At 59.6% G+C, this 14,639-nt stretch carries 13 protein-coding genes; 3 read left to right on the forward strand and 10 right to left on the reverse strand.

The features are described 5' to 3' along the window. Positions 1–2 precede the first annotated feature (2 nt). Complete coding sequence (gene nagZ, locus ACYZTK_RS06215) at positions 3–1,001, reverse strand: beta-N-acetylhexosaminidase (protein WP_462014861.1); 999 nt, start codon at positions 999–1,001, stop codon at positions 3–5. Positions 1,002–1,171: 170 nt separating this feature from the next. After that, positions 1,172–1,879, reverse strand: a complete 708-nt coding sequence (locus tag ACYZTK_RS06220) for a TetR/AcrR family transcriptional regulator (protein ID WP_462013640.1) — start codon at positions 1,877–1,879, stop codon at positions 1,172–1,174. A 229-nt stretch (positions 1,880–2,108) separates the two neighbouring features. Between ACYZTK_RS06220 and lexA the strand changes: the two genes are divergently transcribed. Together lexA and sulA are read left to right on the forward strand one after the other, a co-directional pair. Beyond that, a complete protein-coding gene (lexA, locus tag ACYZTK_RS06225) occupies positions 2,109–2,717 on the forward strand; it encodes a transcriptional repressor LexA (protein WP_462013641.1) in 609 nt (202 codons plus the stop codon). Positions 2,718–2,727: 10 nt separating this feature from the next. Next, entirely contained in the window at positions 2,728–3,201 is a 474-nt protein-coding gene (sulA, locus tag ACYZTK_RS06230; RefSeq protein ID WP_462013642.1) for an SOS-induced cell division inhibitor SulA, read from the forward strand. Positions 3,202–3,296: 95 nt separating this feature from the next. Here the strand turns inward: sulA and ACYZTK_RS06235 are convergent, their stop codons facing one another. The 7 genes from ACYZTK_RS06235 to ACYZTK_RS06265 all read right to left on the reverse strand — a co-directional run bounded on the left by ACYZTK_RS06235 (position 3,297) and on the right by ACYZTK_RS06265 (position 11,830). Then, positions 3,297–3,530 (reverse strand): hypothetical protein, encoded by a 234-nt coding sequence (locus ACYZTK_RS06235; RefSeq protein WP_034148009.1) that lies wholly within the window; start codon positions 3,528–3,530, stop codon positions 3,297–3,299. A gap of 106 nt (positions 3,531–3,636) precedes the next feature. Further along, complete coding sequence (locus ACYZTK_RS06240; RefSeq protein ID WP_462013643.1) at positions 3,637–4,161, reverse strand: DUF6586 family protein; 525 nt, start codon at positions 4,159–4,161, stop codon at positions 3,637–3,639. Between the two features lie 171 nt (positions 4,162–4,332). Continuing rightward, a complete protein-coding gene (gene topA / locus ACYZTK_RS06245) occupies positions 4,333–6,960 on the reverse strand; it encodes a type I DNA topoisomerase (RefSeq protein WP_462013644.1) in 2,628 nt (875 codons plus the stop codon). A 114-nt stretch (positions 6,961–7,074) separates the two neighbouring features. Beyond that, positions 7,075–7,311 carry a DUF1653 domain-containing protein gene (locus tag ACYZTK_RS06250; RefSeq protein ID WP_262164890.1) on the reverse strand — a complete coding sequence of 79 codons (237 nt, stop codon included), beginning with the start codon at positions 7,309–7,311 and terminating at the stop codon, positions 7,075–7,077. A gap of 97 nt (positions 7,312–7,408) precedes the next feature. Next, positions 7,409–8,584: an acetyl-CoA C-acyltransferase FadA gene (gene fadA / locus ACYZTK_RS06255; protein ID WP_150637486.1), complete on the reverse strand. Its 1,176-nt coding sequence runs from the start codon at positions 8,582–8,584 to the stop codon at positions 7,409–7,411. A 32-nt stretch (positions 8,585–8,616) separates the two neighbouring features. Then, positions 8,617–10,764, reverse strand: coding sequence for a fatty acid oxidation complex subunit alpha FadB (gene fadB / locus ACYZTK_RS06260; RefSeq protein ID WP_462013645.1), 2,148 nt, complete (start codon positions 10,762–10,764; stop codon positions 8,617–8,619). Between the two features lie 628 nt (positions 10,765–11,392). Beyond that, positions 11,393–11,830 carry a hypothetical protein gene (locus tag ACYZTK_RS06265; RefSeq protein WP_462013646.1) on the reverse strand — a complete coding sequence of 146 codons (438 nt, stop codon included), beginning with the start codon at positions 11,828–11,830 and terminating at the stop codon, positions 11,393–11,395. Between the two features lie 104 nt (positions 11,831–11,934). On the opposite strand from ACYZTK_RS06265, the gene ACYZTK_RS06270 reads away from it, so the two are divergent. Further along, positions 11,935–12,375, forward strand: a complete 441-nt coding sequence (locus tag ACYZTK_RS06270; RefSeq protein WP_462013647.1) for a universal stress protein — start codon at positions 11,935–11,937, stop codon at positions 12,373–12,375. 197 nt (positions 12,376–12,572) lie between these two features. On the opposite strand, the gene ACYZTK_RS06275 is transcribed toward ACYZTK_RS06270, so the two are convergent. Beyond that, a complete protein-coding gene (locus ACYZTK_RS06275) occupies positions 12,573–14,492 on the reverse strand; it encodes an ATP-binding cassette domain-containing protein (protein ID WP_462013648.1) in 1,920 nt (639 codons plus the stop codon). Positions 14,493–14,639: the final 147 nt, after the last annotated feature.

A 14,639-nucleotide genomic window follows, 5' to 3' on the forward strand; every position in this document is an offset into this window, starting at 1 on the left:
CCTTATTCAATCAGTTGAGCTTCTTTGAGCGCGCCGATGGCTGCCAGCCAACGCGGCTGCTGACGGTACTCGGTATTGGCGAAGGATTGCCCACGCATCCGCGCAATGCGCGGCGACGGCGTGACCTTCAGGCGTTGGGCGGCGCTCAGGGCCAGCTCCGCAGCCGCGCGGTCGTTGCACACCAGGCCCATGTCGCAACCGGCGCTCAGTGCCGCTTCGATGCGGCTGGCAGCATCGCCGACCACATGAGCGCCGGCCATGGACAGGTCATCACTGAAGATCACTCCGTCAAATTGCAGCTCGCCGCGCAGGATGTCTTGCAACCAGCGGCGGGAGAAGCCGGCGGGCTGGGAGTCGACTTGCGGGTAGATGACGTGGGCCGGCATCACGGCGGCGAGTTGCTTGCTCAATTTGGCGAACGGCACCAGGTCGTTGGCGCGGATCTCTTCGAGGCTGCGTTCGTCGTTAGGAATCGCGACATGGGAATCGGCTTCGGCCCAGCCATGACCGGGGAAATGCTTGCCGGTGGCGGCCATGCCGGCGCTGTTCATCCCGCGGATGAACGCGCCAGCCAACAGCGCTGCACGCTCAGGGTCACCTTCAAACGAACGGGTCCCGACCACCGCGCTGCGCTGGTAGTCCAGGTCCAGTACCGGGGCGAAGCTCAGATCGAGACCGACCGCCAACACTTCGGTCGCCATGATCCAGCCACAGTGTTCGGCCAGTTCTTCAGCGTTCGGATTATCGGCGATGGCGCGCATGGCTGGCAGGCGCACGAAGCCCTGGCGCAGACGCTGCACGCGACCGCCCTCCTGGTCCACCGCCAGCAACAGGTCCGGGCGAATGGCGCGGATCGCCGCGCTCAGTTCGCGCACCTGGCGCGGGTGTTCAATGTTGCGGGCGAAAATGATCAGCCCGCCCACTTCGGGTTGGCGCAGTAACTGGCGATCTTCGGCCGTCAGCCAGGTACCGGCGACGTCCACCATCAACGAGCCTTGCAGGCCAGCAGTCATAGAGATTCCTTGATAAACAAAAACCCAGCTCGCGCAAATTCGCCAACCAGGGCGAGGCCCGGCAGGTTGGCGAAAGCGATAGGGAGCGGGTTCAGAACGAGAGTCGGCATGGGCGGCTAGCTTAGCGGATGTAAGCAGCCGCGCCCACCCGTGCGCGGTTAAACCTTGGCGGCAACCTGTGTCGATTTACTGCGCGGACGCAGCTGCGCGGTGGCCATGGTGCTATCGGTCACACCGGTTTCGGCACGCATGCCGGCAGCGAGGAACGGCACCATCAGGCGCATCACCTGCTCGATCGAGGTATTAACGCCGAAATCGGTTTCGGCAATCGCGCGCAATGCCTTGATCCCCGACATGCTGAACGCGGCGGCCCCGAGCATGAAGTGCACGCGCCAGAACAGCTCGATCGGCGGAATGCGCGGAGCGGCTTCGTTGACCAGCATCATGTAGCGGCGGAACACCTTGCCATACATGTCTTCCAGGTAACGCCGCAAGTGGCCTTGGCTCTGACTGAAGGCCAAACCCAGCAAGCGCATGAAAATCGACAGATCGTTGCCGCTCCGGGGCTGCACCACCAGTGCCTGCTCGACCAGGATCTCAAGCAGTTCCTCAAGCGTCGGCTTGTTTTCCGGCTTGGCCTGACGCCGCTCCAGCTCTTTATCGAGGCTCAGGCAGAACGGTCCGAGGAAGCGCGAGAACACCGCCTGGATCAGGGCTTTTTTCGAGCCGAAATGGTAGTTCACCGCCGCCAGGTTGACCCCTGCCTTGCTGGTGATCAGGCGCAACGAGGTTTCAGCAAAACCTTTTTCCGCGAACAATTGCTCGGCAGCATCGAGAATGCGTTCAACGGTTTCCGACTGGGCCATGGCTACTCCGCCTGACAAACACTTGTTTGAAACATACGTTTCAGACCTTGTCTTGTCAAGCCTGGCTGTTCGTTTTGGGAATGGTCGGTCAGCTATTTAACCATACAACTGCACAGCTTCAATCAGGGCCTGGATCGACCGTCCAGCGGCAGGTAAAAAAACGGGCATTGCCAAGACCGTTCCACTGTATATAATCCCAGTCACTGTATAAAAAGACAGAGCGATCAATATGCTAAAGCTGACGCCACGCCAAGCAGAGATTCTGGCCTTCATCAAACGCTGCCTAGAAGACAACGGCTACCCGCCGACCCGTGCGGAAATCGCCCAGGAACTGGGGTTCAAATCGCCCAACGCGGCGGAAGAACACCTTAAGGCACTGGCCCGCAAGGGTGCAATCGAGATGACCCCGGGCGCATCCCGCGGCATCCGTATTCCCGGCTTCGAAGCCAAGAACGACGACTCCACCCTGCCGATCATTGGTCGGGTCGCTGCCGGCGCGCCGATCCTGGCCCAGCAGCACATCGAAGAGTCCTGCAACATCAACCCGGCCTTCTTCCATCCGCGCGCGGATTACCTGCTGCGGGTTCACGGCATGAGCATGAAGGACGTCGGCATTTTCGACGGTGACCTGCTGGCGGTGCATACCACCCGCGAAGCCCGCAATGGCCAGATCGTGGTCGCGCGAATTGGCGATGAAGTTACCGTCAAACGCTTCAAGCGCGATGGCAGCAAAGTCTGGTTGCTGGCCGAAAACCCTGAGTTCGCCCCTATCGAAGTCAACCTGAAAGATCAGGAACTGGTGATCGAAGGCTTGAGTGTTGGCGTCATTCGCCGCTAAAGGAGGCTTTATGCAATTCCCGCACACATCACAGCAAGCCCAACTGCCGTTGTTCGAGGCGTTCATGGTGCAGCCGCTGGCGCCCATCCTCAAAGACGTGGTCGAGTCGCCATGGAGCGCCGAGCCGGAAGTCTTCAGCGAACTGTCGCTGCGTGGTGCAGCCGGGAATTGCCTTAACCTTCTCGCCCCGATCCTCAGGGAACTGAGCCAGGACCAGGACGCCCGCTGGCTGACCCTGATCGCCCCGCCCGCCAGCCTGACTCAGGCCTGGTTGCGGGACGCCGGGCTCAACCGCGAGCGCATCCTGCTACTGCAACCGCGAGGCACCCAGAGCACTCAGCAACTTACTTGCGAAGCACTTCGACTGGGCCGCAGCCACACGGTCGTCAGCTGGCTCAATCCGCTGGGCTCTAACCAACGGCAACAGCTGATCAGCGCCGCCCGAATCGGGGACGCGCAAAGTCTGAATATTCGACTGGGCTGAGCAAGTAATACTGCGCGCATGGATTATGCGCGGGGCTTCTCAAGGACAGAGAAGCCGAACCGAAGCGGCAATCAGCAGAAACCGACGGGCGGGGATCAGTGAAGAACCCGCGAACCCTCATCTTTTTCGAATTCGCCTTCAACCATGCGACCGGCCATCTGCACGCCGACGCTCAACATCGCCTTGGCGACTTCCACGTGCTGACCTTGCAGGAACGCTTTGGCATCTTCGGAGAAATCCAAAGTCACCAGAGAACCCTCGTCCTCAGCCCTGCGCAGCTCGATACGGCCATCAGGTAGCTCGACAATTTCCAGAAACGACGTTGGCATAAAAGTCTGTTCTCCACGAAAGGCGGGGATTATATAGGCATCGGCCATGCTTCGCTCGGGATCTTGACCAGCAGCGCTATGGATCGCACCGCTGAGTCACGGGCGATCAGCACTCGTTCAAACCTTCACGAAAACGAATGGCCAGGCCCTTGAGGTTCTGCCGCCAGGTTTCCAGCTCTTCACGGCTGAGTTCCTGCGGCGCTTCTTCCTCGTCCAGGTTAATTGCCTGGATCAGCGGCTGGGTCACGTCACCCTTGGGCTTGTGAGGAGCGCGGGGCGGCTGGAACAGCGCGGAATAAGCGGCGAGCAACTTCGCCAGCCAGGTTTCCCGGTTTTGCGCCAGCTCGACCATCTCGGCCATTTCCGGGATCGCGATGGCGTCCAGTATTTCGCGGGTCAGCAACAGTTCAGCGCGCGGAGCGTTGGCCTGGGGCAGACGATAGAAGCCGGCGATCTCATGGCACAGCCCCAGCAGCGCACCGTACAGGTGAAACAACGCCGATTCGCGCCCTGCCTGGATCAGCGCCAGGGAGTTCATCGCCCGCCCCTCTTCCGCCTTGGCGAGGGCTTCCAGCGACAGGCCGGCGAAATAGATTTTCTGGTTGGTGCGGGTATAGAGTTCGTGGGCCATGACGGCAGTCTCCACAACGAGATAATTGCTTCACGCAGGTCCTGTAGGAGCGAGCCTGCTCGCGATGGTCGTGAAAGATGACACGGGGAGCCTGGTCTCCCGTGGCGTTCTCAGGTTCATCGTCGGAGCGCCGCCCGGAGCAGGCTCGCTCCCACAAGGGGTCTTGCGATTCTACGCCTTCGCAGCCGGGCGCTTGTCCTCGACCTTCCACTTACCGCCGTCGTAGTACGCCTTCCAACCAGTCGGCTTGCCGTCGACTTCTGTCTGCACGTACTGCTCCTTGGTCTTGCGGCTGTAACGAATCACTGCCGGCAAGCCGTCGGGATCCTTCTTAGGCGCTTCGCACAGGAAGTGATACTTCGGATCGATCTCGTCCTTGTGCGGAATGATCTCCATCACCAACGGCGCACGGGTCTCACGGTTTTTCGGGAACTGGCTGGCCGCCAGGAACAACCCGGAAGCACCGTCACGCAGGATGTAGGTGTCGTTGACCTTTTCGCATTTCAGCTCAGGCATCTTCACCGGATCCATCTTCGGCGGCGCCGCATCACCACTTTTCAGCAGCTTGCGGGTGTTCTTGCACGTTGCGTTGGTGCAACCGAAGAACTTGCCGAAACGGCCGGTCTTGAGTTGCATCTCGCTGCCGCACTTGTCGCATTCCAGGCTCGGACCTTCGTAGCCCTTAATGCGATAACTGCCCTCCTCGATCTCGTAGCCATTGCAATCCGGGTTGTTACCGCAGATGTGCAACTTGCGCTTCTCATCGAGCAGGTAGGCGTCCATCGCCGTGCTGCAGATCGGGCAGCGATGCTTGCCGCGCAGCACCAGGGATTCCGACTCACCCTCGTCATCCGCAGCGATTTCGTCGCCCGGCACCAGGTTGACGGTGGCTTTGCAGCGTTCTTTCGGCGGCAGGCTGTAGCCCGAGCAGCCGAGGAACACGCCGGTCGATGCGGTACGAATCTGCATCGGGCGACCGCACACCACGCACGGAATATCAGTCATCACCGGCTGGTTGGCACGCATGCCACCTTCGGCGCTTTCAGCTACTTCGAGTTTCTTCTTGAAGTCGCCGTAGAACTCGTCGAGCACGCTTTTCCAGTCGCGTTCGCCCTGGGCCACGTCATCGAGGTTCTCTTCCATGCCGGCGGTGAAGCCGTAGTCCATCAGGTTAGAGAAGCTTTCGGACAGGCGCTCGGTGACGATGTCGCCCATCTTCTCCGAGTAGAACCGACGGTTGTGCAGCGCAACATAGCCACGGTCCTGGATGGTCGAAATGATCGCCGCATAGGTCGAAGGACGACCGATGCCACGTTTTTCCATTTCTTTTACCAGGCTCGCTTCCGAGTAACGCGCAGGCGGCTTGGTGAAGTGCTGGGTCGGATCAAGCTTGATCAGCTTCATCGAGTCGCCCTGGGCCATGTCCGGCAGTACATCGTCATCGCCTGGCTTGGCGATCTGCGGCATGACGCGGGTGTAACCGTCGAACTTGAGGATGCGGCCCTTGGCGCGCAGCTCGAATTCACCGGCACCGACAGTAACGGTGGTGGACAGGTATTGCGCCGGCAACATCTGGCAGGCCAGGAACTGGCGCCAGATCAGCTCGTAGAGGCGCTCAGCATCGCGCTCCATGCCCGACAGCTTGCTTGGCTCGGTATTGGCATCAGAAGGACGAATCGCTTCGTGAGCCTCCTGTGCGCCTTCCTTGCTGCTGTAGACGTTCGGGTTTTCCGGCAAGTATTTCTTGCCGAACTCGGTCTCGATGTAGCTGCGCGCCATGGTCACGGCATCAGCCGAGAGGTTGGTGGAGTCGGTACGCATATAAGTGATGTAGCCGGCTTCGTACAAACGCTGGGCCATCATCATGGTTTTCTTCACACCAAAGCCCAGGCGGTTACTCGCAGCCTGCTGCAGGGTGGACGTGATGAATGGCGCAGACGGCTTGCTGCTGGTCGGCTTGTCTTCGCGCTTGACGATGCTGTAGCTGGAGGCCTTGAGCTTCTCCAGCGCGGCCATCGCCTGGGTTTCGTTAAGCGGCTTGAACGCCTCGCCTTTCTCGCGAGCCACGTCAAAGCGCACGGTCGCGCCCTTGGCGGTGCCGAGGTCAGCGTGGATTTCCCAGTATTCTTCCGGGTTGAACGCACGAATTTCGCGTTCACGCTCGACCACCAGCTTCACGGCCACCGATTGCACGCGGCCGGCAGACAGGCCACGAGCAATCTTGGCCCACAGCAGTGGCGAAACCATGTAACCCACTACGCGGTCGAGGAAACGACGCGCCTGCTGGGCGTTGACACGGTCGATGTCCAGTTCGCCCGGCTTGGAGAAGGCTTCCTGGATCGCTTTCTTGGTGATTTCGTTGAACACCACGCGCTTGTAGCGGCTGTCATCACCACCGATGGCTTCGCGCAGGTGCCAGGCAATGGCTTCCCCCTCGCGATCCAAGTCGGTTGCGAGATAGATGGTGTCAGCATCCTTGGCGAGCCGGCGCAGCTCCTCGATGACCTTTTCCTTGCCCGGGAGGATCTCGTACTTGGCTTTCCAGCCATGATCGGGATCGACACCCATGCGCGAGACCAGCTGCTTGCGCGATTTCTCTTTCGGCGTGAGCACCGGACCTTCGCCCGCAGCGGCCTTTCCACGCTTGGCGGCTGGCTCTTTGCTGGCGCTAGCCGAACCGCTGGTGGGCAGGTCTCGGATATGGCCGATACTCGACTTCACCACGTATTGGTTACCCAGATACTTGTTGATGGTCTTGGCCTTAGCCGGGGATTCCACAATGACCAGCGATTTGCCCATGGATCAGAAAATTCCTGAATTCTAGAAGTGAAAGGCGGTTGGCGCCTGACGCGGCACCGCTATATATAGTGGCTACAAGGTGAGGTCAAGCGCAGGGTTCCGCGCGCACTCAGCTTATGCCTTGGAAAAAACGCTCGGTTCGGCTTGCACCAAAGCAAAGCGTGGCACCTGTTCGCCGTCAACCTCGACCGACTCCAGGAACATGCTCAGGGGACGCACCCAAAAGCCGTAATCACCATACAGGGCTTGGTAGAAGACCACTTCTTCTTCTGTTTCCGAATGTCGCGCAATGCTGAATACGCGGTACTGCGGACCTTTGTAATGTTGGTAGAGCCCAGGTTGAATCGGCATGGTTTGGCCCTCGCACAAATCTTTTCAAAATAAAAATAAAAAAATTCGGAAAAACAAAAACCGGGGCACTTGGCCCCGGCTTCCATCAACGGAACGCTTAAACGCGTTCGAAGACGGTGGAGATGCCTTGGCCGAGACCAATGCACATGGTTGCAACACCAAGGTTGCCGCCATTTTGCTTCATCACGTTGAGCAAAGTGCCGGAAATCCGCGCACCGGAGCAACCGAACGGGTGACCCAGGGCGATCGCGCCGCCGTGCAGGTTAACCTTCTCGTTCATCTTGTCGAGCACTTTCAGATCTTTCAGCACTGGCAGGGCCTGTGCGGCGAAAGCTTCGTTGAGCTCGAAGAAGTCGATATCGTTGATCCCCAGGCCCGCACGTTTCAGTGCTTTCTGGGTCGCCGGTACTGGACCATAGCCCATGATCGCCGGGTCCACACCTGCCACTGCCATCGAACGAATCACGGCCAGCGGCTGGATACCCAAGTCCTGAGCGCGTTGCGCCGACATCACGATCATGCACGAGGCACCATCGGTGATCTGCGACGAAGTACCGGCTGTCACGGTGCCGCCCTTCGGGTTAAACGCTGGCTTCAACGCCGCCAGGCTTTCCAGGGTGGTTTCCGGACGAATGGTTTCGTCGTAGTCGAACAGTTTCAGGAAACCGTTCTCGTCGTAGCCCTGCATCGGGATGATTTCATCCTTGAACTTGCCTTCCACAGTCGCCTTGTGGGCGAGCTGGTGGGAACGCACGCCAAAGGCGTCCTGCTGTTCGCGAGTGATGCCGTGCATCTTGCCGAGCATCTCCGCAGTCAGGCCCATCATGCCCGAGGCTTTCGCCGCGTACAGCGACATGTGCGGGTTCGGATCGACACCGTGCATCATGCTCACGTGACCCATATGCTCGACGCCGCCGACGACGAACACGTCACCGTTGCCGGTCATGATCGCTTGCGCGGCAGTGTGCAGTGCACTCATCGACGAGCCACACAGGCGGCTGACGGTCTGGCCGGCAGCGGTGTGCGGGATCTGGGTCATCAGCGACGCCATGCGCGCGATGTTCCAGCCCTGCTCCAGGGTCTGGTTGACGCAGCCCCAGATCACATCTTCGACTTCGTTCGGGTCAACCTTGACGTTGCGTTCCAGCAGCTTGCTGATCAGGTGCGCCGACATGTCTTCGGCGCGGGTATTGCGGTGCATGCCGCCCTTGGAGCGGCCCATCGGAGTACGACCGAAGTCGACAATCACGACGTCTCTTGGATTCAAGCTCATAAAATTTCACTCTCGCTCAAGTGTTGGGACGCTTAACCGAAGAACCGCTGGCCAGTCTTGGCCATTTCACGCAGTTTCGCGGTCGGGTGGTACAGCGCGCCCAAATCAGCGTACTGGTCAGCCAGGGCAACGAACTCGGCCACACCGATCGAATCGATGTAGCGCAGCGCACCACCACGGAATGGAGGGAAACCAATACCGTAGACCAGACCCATGTCGGCTTCGGCGGCGGTTTCGACAATGCCGTCTTCCAGGCAACGCACGGTTTCCAGGCACAGCGGGATCATCATCCAGTTGATGATGTCTTCGTCTGTGACTTCGCGCTGCTCGTAAACGATTGGCTTGAGCACTTCCAGTACCGACGGGTCAGCAACTTTCTTCTGCTTGCCCTTCTTGTCGGTCTCGTAGGCGTAGAAGCCCTTGCCGTTCTTCTGACCCAGGCGTTTGGCTTCGTAGAGCACGTCGATCGCTGTACGGCGATCGTCTTTCATGCGGTCCGGGAAGCCTTCAGCCATCACGTCACGACCGTGGTGGCCGGTGTCGATGCCGACCACGTCCATCAGGTAGGCCGGGCCCATTGGCCAGCCGAATTTTTCCATGACCTTGTCGATGCGCACGAAGTCGACACCAGCGCTGACCAGCTTGGCGAAACCGCCGAAGTACGGGAACAGCACGCGGTTGACCAGGAAGCCCGGGCAGTCGTTGACGACGATCGGGTTCTTGCCCATTTTCTTGGCGTAGGCAACGGTAGTGGCAACAGCCAGCTCGCTGGACTTCTCGCCACGGATCACTTCAACCAGCGGCATCATGTGCACCGGGTTGAAGAAGTGCATGCCGACGAAGTTTTCCGGACGCTTGAGGGCCTTGGCCAGCAAGGTGATGGAAATGGTCGAGGTGTTGGACGCGAGGATGGTGTCCTCTTTGACCTTGTCTTCCACTTCAGCCAGCACGGCTTGCTTGACCTTCGGGTTCTCGACGACAGCTTCGACTACCAGATCCACGTGACCGAAGTCGCCGTAGGACAGGGTTGGACGAATGCCGTTGAGCACTTCAGCCATCTTCGCCGCAGTCATGCGACCTTTATCAACGCGCCCGACCAGCAGCTTGGCTGCTTCAGCCAGGCCTTGCTCGATACCGTGCTCGTTGATGTCCTTCATCAGGATCGGCGTACCTTTGGAGGCCGACTGATAAGCGATACCGCCACCCATGATGCCGGCGCCCAATACGGCAGCCTGCTTCACGTCGCGAGCGATTTCGTCGTAGGCCTTGGCCTTTTTCTTCAGTTCCTGATCGTTCAGGAACAGACCGATCAAGCTCTGCGCAGCAGAGGTCTTGGCCAGTTTCACAAAACCTGCGGCTTCGACTTCCAGCGCCTTATCGCGACCGAAGTTCGCAGCTTTCTGGATAGTCTTGATCGCTTCAACCGGCGCCGGGTAGTTCGGGCCAGCTTGACCAGCAACAAAACCTTTGGCGGTTTCGAAGGCCATCATTTGCTCGATCGCGTTCAGCTTGAGCTTTTCCAGCTTCGGCTGGCGCTTGGCCTTGTAGTCAAATTCGCCGGAAATGGCGCGTTTGATCAGTTCCAGAGCGGCTTCCTGCAGTTTCTCAGGTGCAACCACGGCGTCCACGGCGCTGACCTTCAGCGCGTCTTCAGCACGGTTTTCCTTGCCGGAGGCGATCCACTCGATGGCGTTGTCGGCACCGATCAGGCGCGGCAGGCGCACGGTACCGCCGAAGCCCGGGTAGATGCCCAGCTTGACTTCCGGCAGACCGATCTTGGCGCTGGTGGACATGACGCGGTAGTCCGCCGCCAGGCACATTTCCAGACCGCCACCCAGGGCGATGCCGTTGATCGCGGCGACAGTCGGGACGTTGAGGTCTTCGAAATCGCTGAATATCTTGTTGGCTTCGAGGTTGCCTGCAACAAGCTCTGCATCAGGCAGCTTGAAGTTCTCGACGAATTCGGTGATGTCGGCGCCGACGATGAAGACGTCCTTGCCGCTGCTGACGATCACACCCTTGATCGAAGCATCTGCCTTGATAGTGTCTACGGCCTGACGCAATTCGTTCAGGGTTAGACGGTTGAACTTGTTGACGGACTCACCCTTGAGGTCGAATTTCAATTCGACGATGCCACTTTCAAGAGCCGTAACCGTGATGGCTTTACCTTCGTAAATCATCAACTGATCTCCACGATATGGAAGCTGAACAGTACACGTCGGACGCAGGCGAATGGCTTGGCAGGACGTTATTCGTCGATGCTACGCCAATCCACCCGGCACACCCGCCAACGCGATAGTCGGGATTCTGTAGGAGCGAAGTTTAAGACAAACGCTCAATTCATACGCCCGTTTGATTTGGGTACGTCACCTTCACGGAATTTCCGACAATTGTCAATCGCCCAGAACAGGGGCGCAAACGCGACTTTGCGGTCATTCGTGCACCACAAGGTGCTGCAACACGCCGATGCATGTGCGGCCATTCATAGAATCAATAGTTAGAAAAGTCGCCCTAATTCGCGGCAGCCTCTGTTTAAGAGACTACGCTGGCGGGACCTGGAAGAAAAAATTTAAACGCTTTGGCGAACGCCCGGCGTAAGATCAGCCCACACCGTTTTCCGGCCTGCCTGGCCAACCCGGCCCGATGTTGATGTCGGGCTTTTTATTGCCTGCAGACTTGTCATCGCATCTGGAGGACCACCCGTAGGAGCTGCCGAAGGCTGCGATCTTTTGATCTGGCTTTTAAAAACAAGATCAACGGATCGCAGCCTTCGGCAGCTCCTACGGGGGTATACGGGGGATACGGGTCTCAGGCCAGGGCCTTGAGGGTGGCGTCAATTTGCTGCAAAACCTCGGCCTCGCCCTTCTCACCCCAATACAACGTGATCATCTGCTTGTCCGCCTCGACCTTGTACACATTGGCCGGCAATTTTTCGAAATGATTCAGCAGCAGCTGATCCTCGCAGACCTCCTGCCACTGATTGACCCACACCCCAGGCGCCTTTTGCCAGTAACTCCAGCAGGCCGGCCGCGTGCCGCGCCGTGGCCGATGGTACTGCGCACACGGGCTCGGGGGCTCCTGGCTGAGCCAGTGTGGCCACTCCACGGGCGCCAGCTGCATGGCCAGGCCGATGCGTCGCGCCTCCATGCGCAGGGCCATGCGGCCACTCTGACCACGGGACGGCCGCAACCATGCCAGCGGGCTCAAAACCACTAACAGGATTGACACCACTATCCAGACCGTCATATCTGTACTCCGCTTTTTAAATGAGCGCGCCGGACCTCTTGGGAACCACTGCGCTTGAAACCAGCCATACTTACCCATATTGCAAACCTCAGGAGGAGCACCTCATGCCCTACAACCATATTCTGGTCGCTGTAGACCTGACCGAAGAGTGCGACCCTGTCATCCACCGCGCTCGCGAGCTGTCGGTGAGCAACGGTGCCAAGCTATCCCTGGTACACATCGTCGAACCGATGGCCATGGCCTTTGGCGGCGACGTGCCGATGGACCTGTCGCAACTGCAGCAACAGCAGTTTGACCAGGCCCGCGAGCGGCTTGACCGGCTGATCATCAAATACCCTGAGCTCTCCAAGGAATACAGTCACCTGACCTACGGCCAGCCACGCCAGGAGATCCACCATCTGGCCAAGGAACAGACCTGCGACCTGATCGTGGTCGGCAGCCACGGCCGCCATGGCTTGGCCTTGCTGCTGGGCTCCACGGCCAACGACGTGCTGCACGGCGCGCCTTGTGACGTGCTGGCGGTGCGCCTCGCCAACAAAAACTGAAAGCCTCTGCTGCATCCTTACTGTAGGAGTGAGCCTGCTCGCGATGAGGCCCTATCGGTCAACATTGATGTCGATTGACAGGGCCTCATCGCGAGCAGGCTCACTCCTACAGGGGATTTGGGTTCATCTGTAGATCGTGTTCATACAAAAAGCCCGGCCTCATTTCTGAACGCCGGGCTTTTTTATTGCGGGGTCAATCAGGCATCCAGCTCGGCCCAACGCTCCACCATCAGATCGTGCTCAGCCTGCAACTGCTCCAGCTGGGCGATCACTGCAGCCGTCTCTGCCGCAGGGCGCTGGTAGAAACCGCCATCCGCCATCTGCGCCTCAACCGCAGCAATCTGCTGCTCCATGGCTTCGATCTGCGCCGGCAACATCTCCAGCTCGCGCTGCAGCTTGTAGCTGAGCTTCTTCTTCGCCACTGGCGCTTCGACCGCTGCAGCTACCGGAGCGACTTCAGCGGTCACCACCGCCGAATTCAGATCAGCCTTGCCCGACTTGCTCTCAGTCACGCCCAGCAGGCGCGGCGAGCCGCCCTGACGCAGCCAGTCCTGATAACCACCGACGTATTCGCGGACCTTGCCTTCACCTTCAAACACCAGAGTGCTGGTGACCACGTTGTCGAGGAATGCCCGGTCGTGACTGACCATCAGTACAGTGCCGTTGAAGGTCAGCAGCACCTCTTCCAGCAACTCGAGGGTTTCCACGTCGAGGTCGTTGGTCGGTTCGTCGAGTACCAGCAGGTTCGCCGGCTTGCTGAACAGCTTGGCCAGCAACAGACGCGCGCGCTCACCACCCGACAGCGCCTTCACCGGCGTGCGGGCACGCTGCGGGCTGAACAGGAAATCGCCGAGGTAGCTCAGCACGTGGCGGCTCTGGCCGTCGATGTCGATGAAATCGCGACCTTCGGCGACGTTGTCGATCACGGTCTTTTCCAGGTCCAGCTGATGGCGCAACTGGTCGAAGTACGCCACGTCGATGCGCGTGCCCTCTTCCACAGTGCCGCTGGTAGGCTGCAGACCGCTGAGCATCAACTTCAGCAGCGTGGTCTTGCCGGTACCGTTGGCGCCGAGCAGACCGATACGGTCGCCCCGCGTCAGGACCATCGAGAAATCCTTGATCAGGAACGGGCCGCCCGGATGCGCGAAGCTCACATTCTCGAGGACCATTACCTGCTTGCCCGACTTGTCGGCGGTGTCCAGCTGGATGTTGGCCTTGCCGGTGCGCTCACGACGCTCGCTACGCTCGACGCGCAGGGCTTTCAAGGCGCGTACGCGGCCTTCGTTACGGGTGCGACGGGCCTTGATGCCCTGACGGATCCACACTTCTTCCTGGGCCAACTTCTTGTCGAACAACGCGTTGGCGGTTTCTTCAGCGGCCAGCGAAGCTTCCTTGTGCACCAGGAAGCTGGCGTAGTCGCCGTTCCAGTCGATCAGGCCGCCGCGATCCAGTTCGAGGATGCGGGTTGCCAGGTTCTGCAGGAATGAACGGTCGTGCGTGATGAACAGCACGGCACCCTGGAAATCCTTCAGCGCTTCTTCGAGCCAGGCAATTGCACCGATGTCCAGGTGGTTGGTCGGTTCGTCGAGCAGCAGCAGGTCCGGTTCGGAAACCAGGGCCTGGGCCAGCAGGACGCGACGACGCCAGCCGCCGGACAACTGGGACAGGGTCTTGTCGGCCGGCAACTGCAGGCGGCTCAGGGTGCTGTCGACCAGTTGCTGCAAGCGCCAGCCGTCACGGGCTTCGAGGTCGTGCTGGACGTGCATCAGCTTGTCCAGGTCGGCGTCGGTGACGATGTTCTGGCTCAGGTGGTGATACTGCGCGAGCAGCTCGCCAACGCCGTCCAGGCCTTCGGCCACCACGTCGAACACGGTCCGCTCGTCGGCTACCGGCAGTTCTTGCGGCAATTCGCCAATCTTGAGGCCAGGTGCACGCCACACAGAGCCTTCGTCAGGCTTCTGGTCGCCCTTGACGAGCTTCATCATGCTGGACTTGCCAGTGCCGTTACGGCCGATGATGCACACCCGCTCACCACGGGCGATCTGCCAGGACACCTTGTCCAACAACGGCATAGCGCCGAAAGCAAGGGACACATCGCTGAATTTGAGCAGGGTCATGAGCTTCTCCAAAAACCGGGCGCGCATTCTACCTGACTTGAGGCTGCAAAAGGCCGGCAATTTCACTGTGGGGGCACTCTGCACAACAAATGTTGCGAACTGATGCCAAGAGCTCGGCAAAGCTTTCGCCCGTCGCTGGCAAAAGGC

The sequence above is a fragment of the Pseudomonas sp. LB3P31 genome (assembly GCF_054897945.1).